The sequence below is a fragment of the Microbacterium sp. B19 genome, from assembly GCF_000333395.1.
In the GTDB taxonomy this organism is placed as follows: domain Bacteria; phylum Actinomycetota; class Actinomycetes; order Actinomycetales; family Microbacteriaceae; genus Microbacterium.
In genome coordinates this window covers 46,903-56,482 of record NZ_BADA01000060.1, presented here as the reverse complement: position 1 = coordinate 56,482, position 9,580 = coordinate 46,903, and the positions used below count along the sequence as shown (strand labels likewise).

General features: G+C 70.7%; 11 protein-coding genes. 8 read left to right on the top strand and 3 right to left on the bottom strand.

All coding sequences use genetic code 11. The features are described 5' to 3' along the window. A partial coding sequence (locus tag I5G_RS26290) for a 4-hydroxybenzoate 3-monooxygenase (RefSeq protein ID WP_187288789.1) occupies nucleotides 1-2,370 on the bottom strand: 2,370 nt, incomplete at its 3' end. Nucleotides 2,371-2,461: 91 nt separating this feature from the next. Between I5G_RS26290 and pcaH the strand changes: the two genes are divergently transcribed. The 7 genes from pcaH to I5G_RS23855 all read left to right on the top strand — a co-directional run bounded on the left by pcaH (nucleotide 2,462) and on the right by I5G_RS23855 (nucleotide 8,302). Further along, nucleotides 2,462-3,274, top strand: coding sequence for a protocatechuate 3,4-dioxygenase subunit beta (gene pcaH, locus I5G_RS02385; protein ID WP_022877630.1), 813 nt, complete (start codon nucleotides 2,462-2,464; stop codon nucleotides 3,272-3,274). Further along, nucleotides 3,271-3,819 carry a protocatechuate 3,4-dioxygenase subunit alpha gene (pcaG, locus tag I5G_RS02380; RefSeq protein WP_022877629.1) on the top strand — a complete coding sequence of 183 codons (549 nt, stop codon included), beginning with the start codon at nucleotides 3,271-3,273 and terminating at the stop codon, nucleotides 3,817-3,819. Before pcaH ends, pcaG begins: the two co-directional genes overlap by 4 nt. After that, on the top strand, nucleotides 3,809-5,134 hold the full coding sequence (locus I5G_RS02375) for a lyase family protein (protein ID WP_022877628.1): 1,326 nt from the start codon (nucleotides 3,809-3,811) through the stop codon (nucleotides 5,132-5,134). The genes pcaG and I5G_RS02375 overlap by 11 nt, the downstream gene beginning before the upstream one ends. Then, nucleotides 5,131-5,898: an alpha/beta fold hydrolase gene (locus I5G_RS02370; protein WP_036325784.1), complete on the top strand. Its 768-nt coding sequence runs from the start codon at nucleotides 5,131-5,133 to the stop codon at nucleotides 5,896-5,898. The genes I5G_RS02375 and I5G_RS02370 overlap by 4 nt, the downstream gene beginning before the upstream one ends. After that, complete coding sequence (gene pcaC, locus I5G_RS02365) at nucleotides 5,898-6,278, top strand: 4-carboxymuconolactone decarboxylase (RefSeq protein ID WP_026095591.1); 381 nt, start codon at nucleotides 5,898-5,900, stop codon at nucleotides 6,276-6,278. Before I5G_RS02370 ends, pcaC begins: the two co-directional genes overlap by 1 nt. A gap of 252 nt (nucleotides 6,279-6,530) precedes the next feature. Continuing rightward, the gene (locus I5G_RS02360) at nucleotides 6,531-6,791 is read left to right on the top strand and encodes a glutaredoxin domain-containing protein (RefSeq protein ID WP_022877627.1); all 261 of its coding nucleotides are present in this window, start codon (nucleotides 6,531-6,533) and stop codon (nucleotides 6,789-6,791) included. A 197-nt stretch (nucleotides 6,792-6,988) separates the two neighbouring features. Beyond that, entirely contained in the window at nucleotides 6,989-8,302 is a 1,314-nt protein-coding gene (locus tag I5G_RS23855; RefSeq protein ID WP_148286375.1) for a pentapeptide repeat-containing protein, read from the top strand. Between the two features lie 162 nt (nucleotides 8,303-8,464). Here the strand turns inward: I5G_RS23855 and I5G_RS02345 are convergent, their stop codons facing one another. Both I5G_RS02345 and I5G_RS20140 read right to left on the bottom strand, forming a co-directional pair. Continuing rightward, nucleotides 8,465-8,734 carry a hypothetical protein gene (locus I5G_RS02345; RefSeq protein ID WP_148286374.1) on the bottom strand — a complete coding sequence of 90 codons (270 nt, stop codon included), beginning with the start codon at nucleotides 8,732-8,734 and terminating at the stop codon, nucleotides 8,465-8,467. 9 nt (nucleotides 8,735-8,743) lie between these two features. Further along, nucleotides 8,744-9,019 carry a hypothetical protein gene (locus tag I5G_RS20140; RefSeq protein WP_022877623.1) on the bottom strand — a complete coding sequence of 92 codons (276 nt, stop codon included), beginning with the start codon at nucleotides 9,017-9,019 and terminating at the stop codon, nucleotides 8,744-8,746. On the opposite strand from I5G_RS20140, the gene I5G_RS25055 reads away from it, so the two are divergent. Next, the gene (locus I5G_RS25055; protein WP_148286373.1) at nucleotides 9,018-9,344 is read left to right on the top strand and encodes a hypothetical protein; all 327 of its coding nucleotides are present in this window, start codon (nucleotides 9,018-9,020) and stop codon (nucleotides 9,342-9,344) included. The two genes, I5G_RS20140 and I5G_RS25055, sit on opposite strands and share 2 nt — an antisense overlap. The last annotated feature ends 236 nt before the right edge of the window (nucleotides 9,345-9,580 follow it).

The following is a 9,580-nucleotide window of genomic DNA, read 5'->3' as shown; positions in this document are numbered from 1 at the left end:
CCGTGGAACCAGACGGACGACGACGTGCTCTCCGACCCGCGGGCGTTCCCGCTGTACGTCGACGAGGTGCAGCGCGGATTCGAACTGGAGTGCTGGGCGCTCGGGCGCCCCGTGATGCTCAGCAGCGGGGCCGGCACCGACGTCTCGGTCGCCGACACCGCGGGTCGCGTCGACGGGCTGGCGATCTTCCCCTCGCCGCAGACGGCTCCCGCCCTGGCCCGGTACGCCCCGACGATCCCGATCGTGCTCTTCAGCGCCGCGCCGGACGGTGACCAGCATCACCGCGTCCGCGTGGACAACGCCGCGGGCATGCGCGCGCTCGCGGAACACCTGGCGGGGGAGCATGGCATCCGGGACCTCGCCTTCGTCGGGCGATCCGAAGCGTCCGACACCGTCGAGCGCCTGGGCGGCCTGCGACCACGAGAAGTGCTGCGCCTTCCAGATGCGGTGCAGCGCCCGCTCGGGGTACGTCTCGAGCGGGCGCGCGTCGCCCTCGAGGAGCAGCGCGTTCAGCGCGTCGGCGAGCAGGCGCACGTCGGCGACCGCGAGGTTCATGCCCTTCGCGCCCGTCGGCGGGACGGTGTGGGCCGCGTCCCCGACGAGCGCGACCCGGCCGCGGAGCAGTTCGTGGGCGACGAAGCTCCGGAAGCGCAGCACGTCGCGCTGGAAGATCGGCCCCTCCTTCAGCGTGGTGCCGGGCACACGCTTCTGCAGCTCGTCCCACAGCTGCGCCTCGGAGTACGCCGCGGTGTCGGTCTCGGGGTCGCACTGGAAGTACATCCGCTGCACGGTCGCCGATCGCTGGCTGATCAGCGCGAAGCCGTCGGGGGAGTTGCTGTAGATCAGCTCCTCCGAGCTGGGCGGCGCCTCGCACAGGATGCCGAACCACGCGAACGGGTACTCGCGGAAGTATCCGCCCGTGCTCGATCCCGTCACCGCGGCGCGGGCGACGCTGCGCGACCCGTCCGATCCGACGACGAACTCCGCCTCGATCTCGAACGGCTGCCCCTCGGCGTCCCGGGCGATCACGCGGGGGCGGTCGGTCTCGGCATCCACGACGCTCTCCGCCGTGACGCCGAACCGCAGGTCCTGCCCGGCGGCGAGGCGCGCGGCGATGAGGTCCTTCAGCACCTCGTGCTGCGGGTACAGCCACACGGAGCGGCCGACGAGCGAGGGGAAGTCGATGCGGTGCCCCTCGCAGGCGAAGCGCAGCTCGATGCCGTCGTGGCGGTGCCCGACGGTCCGGACGCGCGACGCGTCACCGAGCGTGTCGAGCAGTTCGACCGTGCCCTGCTCCAGGATGCCGGCGCGGATCGTGCTCTCGATCTCGTCGCGCGAGCGCTGGTCGATGACGACGGACGGGATGCCGGCGGCATCCAGCAGGTGCGAGAGCAGCAGCCCCGCGGGGCCGGCGCCGACGATCGCGACACGGGTGCGGACGGTGGTGGTCATGGCGTCTCCTTCGACGGGTACCCGCCCGATGCTGACGGACACGCCGCGCCCCCATGTGCCCCTTCTCATTGAACGGGCACCGGTCACCTCGCGTGAGTCGCCAAGATGTGTCGCTTCTCGGGGGTCACAGGCGACAAAATCTGGCGACTCACGCGAACGAGCGCGCTCAGCGGCGGTAGCCCAGGGCGCGCTCGGTGTCGCGGGCGGCGCGGTGCAGCTCGCCGAGGGCGAACTGCGTCTCGGCGTCGCGCGGCAGCACCACGACAGCGCCGCGATGACGGCGCCGGTCTCGTCGCGCACGGGGACCGCGACGCCGGTCGACACCTCGTCCACGTAGCCGGGGGCGACGACGTAGCCGAGCGTCCGGATCTCGGCGAGGGTGCGGCGGAGGGCCGAGGGGTCGACGATCGTGGACGGCGTCACCGGCGTGAGCGGCCCCCCGAGCACGCGCTCCTGCAGGTCGTGCGGACCGAAGGCCAGCAGCACGAGTCCCGACGACGACGCGTGCAGCGGCAACCGTCCCGCGACGCGCGTGATGTTCGCCCCCGAGTCGGGCGCGCTCAGCCGCTCGAGGAACAGCGCCTCGCCCTGCTCGAGGATCGCGAGCTGCGTGTGTTCGCGCACGCGCACCTGGACACGCTCCATGAACGGCAGCGCCGCCTGCCGCAGACGCAGCGCGTGCGACGAGCGCGTGGCCAGCTCCCACAGCCGCATGCCGACGCGCACCCGGCGCTCCTCGTCGCGCTCGAGGAGTCCGGCATCCACGAGTTCGTTCACGATCCGGTGCGCCGACGAGCTCGGCAGGCCGGCCCGGCGGCCGATCTCGGCGGTCGTCTGCGCGGTGCGCGTGGGGGTGAAGGTCTCCAGGATGCGCACCAGGCGATCGGTCACCGAGTCGCCCGAGGGGGAGTTGGCCATGGACTCAGGATGCCACGACTCCCATTCAGCGGGAACGCACTGGCGCATCGCTCGGCGCATGCCGGAACATGGATCGGTCGAAGGAGACCCGATGTCCCGCACCCCCGCCGCTGCCCCCGAATCGCTCCTCGCCGCCCCCGACCAGGCGACGCAGGACGAGATCACCCGCGAGATCCAGGCCGCGCACGCCGCGCTCGAGGCCCGCGAGGCCGCGGGCGAGCAGCTCCCCGCGACCGCGTACGACTTCCCCGCGTACCGGTCGAGCGTGCTCCGCCACCCCACGAAGAACCCCAAACTGGTCGACCCCGAGACCATCGAGCTGTACTCGCCCGCGTTCGGGCAGCGCGACGTCGCCGCGATCGAGTCCGACCTCACGCTGCAGCACGCCGGCGAGCCCCTCGGCGAGCGCATGACGGTGCGCGGGCGCCTGCTCGACTCGTGGGGGCGGCCCCTCGCGAACCAGCTGATCGAGATCTGGCAGGCCAACTCCGCCGGCCGCTACATCCACCAGCGCGACCAGCACCCGGCCCCGCTCGACCCGAACTTCACCGGTGCCGGCCGCGCGATCACGAACGACCAGGGCGAGTACGCCTTCACGACGATCAAGCCCGGCCCCTACCCGTGGAAGAACCACCGGAACGCCTGGCGTCCGGCGCACATCCACTTCTCGGTGTTCGGTACGTCGTTCACACAGCGGCTCGTGACGCAGATGTACTTCCCCGGCGACCCGCTGTTCGCGCTCGACCCGATCTACAACAGCATCCACCGGCAGAAGGACCGCGACGCCCTCGTCGGCGTCTACGACCACGACCTCACCTCCCCCGAGTGGGCCACCGGCTACCGCTTCGACATCGTCGTCGACGGCCCCGACCAGACGTACTTCGAGCAGGAGGGCGACGCATGATCCCCCCGAAGACCCACCGCCCGACCCCCGGCCAGACGGTCGGCCCGTTCTTCGCCTACGGGCTGGAGTTCCCGAAGCAGCACGAGGTCGCGTTCCCGCACTCGCCCGGCGCGATCGTGCTCTCCGGCACCGTGTACGACGGTGCGGGAGCCCCGATCCCCGACGCGCTGGTCGAGATCTTCGGACCGGATGCCGACGGCTCGGTGCCGCGTGCGCGCGGCGCGTTCCGCCGCGACGACCACACGTTCACCGGCTTCGGTCGCGCCTTCACGAACGACGAGGGGCACTACGAGTTCTGGACCCGCGAGCCCGGTGGCACGGCGGCGTTCTTCGCGGCGATCGTGTTCGCGCGCGGCCTGCCGAACAAGCTGCACACGCGCATCTACGTCCCCGCCGACGACGCCGCGCTGGCCGCCGACCCGCTGCTGTCCTCGCTCGACGCGGAGGAGCGCGCTAGCCTCGTGGCGACGCGTACGCCCGACGGACACCTCCACCACGACATCCGGCTGCAGGGCGAGAAGGAGACGGTCTTCCTTGCCTTCTGACCCCCTCGACGCCGGGCTCCTCTCGCCGGCGACCGTCGGTCACGACATCCTCGTCTCGGATCGGGCGTACCTGGACGCGCTCGTGCGCGCGGAGTGCGCGCTCGTCACGGCCTACGCCGACCGGGGGATCGCCCCCCGCGAGATCGCGGTCGCCGTGGATCACACGTTCGGCCTGGACGAGAAGTACGGCTCGCCTTCGCTGGGCATCGACCTCGGCGCGCTCGCGGCCGCGTCGGTGGCCGGCGGCAACCCGGTGATCCCGCTTGTCGGCGAACTCAAGGGCCGCGTGCCCGCCGAGTGCCGCCCCTGGATCCACCGCGGGGCGACGAGCCAGGACATCCTCGACACCGCGACGATGATCGTCGCGCGCGCCGCGGTCGAGCAGGTGATCGCGTCTCTCACGCACGCCGGACAGTGGCTGCGGGCGCTCGCGGAGACGCACGCCGACACCGTCGCCGCGGCCCGCACGCTCACGCAGCACGCCGTGCCGACCACCGTCGGTGCCCGCGCGGCGGCGTGGGGGCGTGGCATCCATCGCTCCCTGGTGCGGCTCGAGGCGCTGGTGTTCCCCGCGCAGCTCGGCGGGGCCGCGGGAACGCTGGCGTCGTTCGTCGAGATCACGGGATCGGTGGATGCCGCTGCCGCCCTGCCCGCGGCCTACGCCGAGGCCGCGGGGCTCGACGTGCCCGACGCGCCGTGGCACGTCACTCGCTGGCCGGTGACCGAGCTGGGCGACGCGCTCGTGCAGGCGATCGACGCGCTCGGCGTGTTCGCGGCCGACGTCGCGACCCTCAGCCGCACCGAGATCGGCGAGGTCGCCGAGGGCACGGGCGGCGGCTCGTCGGCCATGCCGCAGAAGCAGAACCCGGCCGAGGCCGTGCTCATCCGCTCCGCCGCGATGCGCGCGCCGCAGCTGGCCGCGACGCTGCACCTGGCATCCGCTCTCGCCGTCGACGAACGTCCCGACGGCGCCTGGCACGCCGAGTGGCCGACGCTGCGCGAGCTGCTGCGCCTCGCGCTGGGCGCGTCCTGGCACGCGTCCTCACTTGCGGCGCACCTGCGGGTGGACACGGATGCCGTGGCCCGCAACCTCGCGCTCACCGGCGGCCGGATCGTCAGCGAGCGCCTGCGCGGCGTCCTCGTGCCGCGGATCGGAACGGACCGCTTCGCGGCTCTCGTCGGCGGCGACGGCGACCTCGGGGAGGCGCTGCGCGCGCTACCCGAGACCCGCGACCTCGACCTCGACGCGCTGCTCGACCCGGCCGGCTACGTCGGCCTCGCGCCGCGCCTGGCCCGCACGGAGGACCCCCGATGATCGCGCTCACCGCCCCCGTCGGTCCGGCCGACGCGCCCCTCGTCGTTCTGGGGCCGTCGCTCGGCACCTCGACGATCCTGTGGGAGGACGTCGTGCCGCTGCTGGCCGACGACTACCGCGTCGCGGCGTGGGACCTCCCCGGCCACGGCGTGGGCCCGGTGGCGACCGGAGCGTTCACCGTCGCCGACCTCGCCGACGCGGTCGCCGCCGCCGTCCCCGACGAGACGTTCCTCTACGCCGGCGTCTCGCTCGGCGGCGCGACCGGCCTCGAGCTGGCGCTGCGCCACGGCCCCCGGCTGCGGGCCGCCGCGATCGTGGCATCCGGGGCCCAGCTCGGCGACCCCGAGGCGTGGACCGCGCGGGCCGCGCAAGCGCGCACGCAGAGCACCTCGAGCCTCATCATCGGCTCGGCGCAGCGGTGGTTCGCCCCCGAGTCCATGGCTCGGCGCCCCGAACTGAGCGGTCGCCTGCTGCACGTCCTGCAGGACGCCGACGACGAGAGCTACGCCCGATGCTGCGAAGCGCTCGCCGCGTACGACGTGCGATCCTCGCTCGGGGAGATCGAGGTGCCGGTGCTCGCGGCGTGGGGGCAGTTCGACGCCGTCGCGCCCGAGGACAAGGCCGTCGAGATCGCCTCGGGTGTGGCGCACGGGCGCGCGGTGCGCATCGACGACGCGGGACACCTGCCGCCCGCGGAGCAGCCGGAGGCCGTGGCATCCGTCCTCCGCTCGTTCTTCGCCACCGTCTCGGGAGAGGACGCCTGATGGCCACCGACCAGGAACGCTACGACCAGGGCATGGTGGTGCGCCGCGAAGTGCTGTCCGACGCGCACGTCGACCGCGCGACCGCCGCGGCGACCGACCTCACCGCCGACTGGCAGGACTTCATCACGCGCGTCGCGTGGGGCGATGTGTGGTCGCGCCCCGGGCTGGACCGTCGCTCGCGCTCCGTCGCGGTGCTGTCGTCGCTCATCGCCCACGGCCACCACGAGGAGCTCGCGATGCACCTGCGCGCGGCGATCCGCAACGGCCTGACGATCGACGAGATCCGCGAGGTCATCCTGCAGTCCGCGATCTACTCCGGAGTGCCGGCCGCGAACACGGCGTTCCGCATCGCCTCTGAGGTGTTCGCGGACCACGCGTGAGGTGAGGCGCCGGGCCGGACGACTCATCTCCGTTCCAGGCTCCGTTCAGGCGTCGCGATTCCTGCGGAATCGCTCGGCGCCGACAACCCTGGCGCGTCGGACAAGCCGCCACGCCCGGAACGCCGACGCGACCTGCACTACGCCCTCCACTACGCGCAAGGCGGCAGATGCCACCGAAAGCAGGCAGCTCGACGCAAGCGTCTAACTGCTCACTTTCGGGGCAATGAACAACGAACACGGACAGGCGAGAACATGAGCGACATGATCCACGACGAGGTGATCGTCTACAGCCAGCCCTCCTGCGGCCAGTGCATCGCGACCTACCGAGCATTGGAATCGAAAGGCATCCGCTACCGCGTCGTCGACCTCAGCGAGCACCCCGAAGCCGTCGACTACATACAAGAACTCGATTCCAGATACAGGGGAGCCCCCGTCGTCGTCGTCGACGACCAAGACCACTGGTCCGGCTTCCAACCCGCCGAGATCGACCGAATCGCCCAACACCGATCCTGACCCCTGTCACCGGCAGATCAGCCCCCAGCGCCGACAGCCTTCCTGCGATCGCCACCTCGCGTGCTCGAGCGCGGATGATCCACAATCGGGCTGTGGAAGCAGAACCCGACGCACCCGACCCACGGCCACCCGCCGAGAACCCGCCACCGCGGCCACCGCTATGGCGCCGGTTCGGGGTGCGAGTCACTGCTGGTGTCGTGGGGTACGTCATCGTCGGGGCGATCCTGCTTGCGAGTGTCCCCGACCGACTGTTGGCCAACTGGTTTCCCGACATGGACGAGCATGAGCGCGCAGCGTTCCTAGGGCCCGCCGCCAACGTCGTCCTTTTCGCCCTCGGCGGGTCGATCGCACTCGTCGGGGTTGGTCTCAGCCTGTCCCGACACCGTCAAGAACTGGAAGCCGCCGAACGCGACCGCCAGCGCCTCATCGACGACCGTGACCGGGAGCAGGCGCGTCGCGACGAGGTCGAAGCCCAACGACGTATCGACACCGAGCGAGCGCTACGAGAACGGTTCGTGACCACCGTGAAGCTCCTCAGCGACCCTGCCCTCGCCAACCGGCAAGCAGCCCTCTTTGCCCTCGGCGCTCTCGCCGACGACTGGGACGCATTCGGGAACCCAGACGAGGTTCAGGTATGCATCGAGGTCCTCACCGGCTACCTCCGCGCACCGCGCACCGACGACATGCTCGTTCCCCTCACCGAGGAAGAGCACGACCAGCTGCTCCCCGACGAACGCCGCGACGCGCAACGCACCACCCCACAGGAGGTGTCCGTTAAACAAGCGGGCTACTCAGTGATCAGCCGTCACCTCGCAAGGGACGCAGACCCGAACTGGCATGGGCGATCGATCAACCTCGAAGCCGCACATATCGACTTCGAAGTCAGATTTCCGAAAGCGAAGATCAGCGACCACGGTCAGTTGCTCTTCTCTGGTGCGGTGATCAGCGGCCGCGGCGCGGTGTACTTCTCTGGCGCGGTGATCAGCGGCGGGCTGAACTTCTCTGGTGCGGTGATCAGCGGCCGCGGCGCGGTGTATATGCCTGGCGCGGAGATAAGCGGCAGCGGCCGGGTGCGCTTCTCTGGCGCGAAGATCAGCGGCAGCGGCCAAGTGATGCTCAGAAACGTGAAGGTCAGCGGAGGTGGAGAGGTGGGCCTGTACGTCGCGAAGATCAGCGGCTTGGTGGACCTCTCTGAGGCGAAGATCAGCGGCAGCGGCCTGGTGAACCTGTCTGGCGCGAAGATCCGCGGCAGCGGCCTGGTGCACTTCTCTGGCGCGAAGATCAGCGACACCGGCCGGGTGCACTTCTCGGGCGCGGAGATCAGCGACACCGGCCTGGTGCAATTATCTGGCGTGAAGATCAGCGACAGGGGCCTGGCGGACCTCTCTCACGTGGAGGTTCGCGATACGGGCCGGGTGAACCTCTCTCACGTGGGGGTTCGCGATAGGGGCCGGGTGAACCTTGATGCCGCGAAGATCCGCGACGGCGGGCTGCGTGGACGGGGGAGATAGCAGCATGCTCGGGGGAGCGCTGCGGTAAGGGACGGTCAGATTTGCCTCATCGCCCTGCCTCAATCTCGCGGCCCTGACCACGAGTCGTTGGTCGCCCCATCTGGTGCGGGTGCACAGGAAAGCGCCCCGGCTGACCCAACCAGAAGTCGCCTCTAACCGGCGTCACTTGCGGTTGCTCCTGGACGGGCCGGTTTGCCTCACGTACTCCGACCAGGTGCATTCCACCGCCAGCTTCATCGCGTCCTCGGGGAAGTATCCGATGAGTTGCCGCGCTGCCGGGTCGTGATCGAACGTCACGGAGCGGAGGAGCTTGCGGCCACGCACCTCGACGAGGCGGATGATCGCGATGCGCTTACTCGTGTCGAACAGATACCAGACCCCCTGCTCAGGAGAGCGCTGCAGCTGCGACATAGGCGACCACGCCTGCACCATCACCGGCACCTAGCGCGCGGCCCGGGTCACGAGCCGTTTGATCCCACCGCCCGGCACGGGCGCCGAGATGATCGCCCGGTGTAGTCGCTCTGCCGCGACCTTCAACGATGTCGCCCACCCGATGAGCTGACCGCCGTGCTCAACCCGGTACCGGGGCCCATCGTCGGTGCGACGCAGCTCGATCGTTCCGGCGACCTCGTTTCGAGCGCCGAGCATGACCCAGTGCGCCGGGGGATTCTCGCGCGCGAGCAGCTGGGGGTGCCAGCGGGGACCGTCCTCACGCATGTCCGTCAGTATCGAATATTTGTTCTATGCATGCAAGTCGTGGGAAGCAGGGCTGGCAGCCCGCCGGCAGGCCCGCGCGCGTGTCCTACTCGTCGACGAGGACGCCGAGCGCGTGATGCGTGCGGACGGCGTCGACGCCCCCGGTCTGTTGGACGGTGAGGAGCGCGACTGTGGGTATCGCAGCACCACGCAGCAGCAGTGGGGGAGTGGGCGCGAACTCGCACACGAGGGTGGCTTCACCGACTTCGGGATAGATCGCCGTCATGGCTGCATACGGGAAGCTGAGCCACTTTTTTCCCGCGTGCATGGCGATCCGCTGGTCTGAGGCGATCACGCGGACAGACACCGGTCGCTGCCAGAGCGGCGCGTGCTGCGCCTCGAGCCAGGTGGGGGACGGCGGTACGTGCGTGTGACCATGAGGCCCGCGCTCACGAACGAATCGCGGCCGCCGGCACTGCAATCCCACTCACGATGTCGAGCGCGAATTGGTCCATACGCCCACCGTAGGGGTGAGGAGCCGGCGCGGGCGCACAATGAGTGCGATCGTCCTCGCGCCTGCGG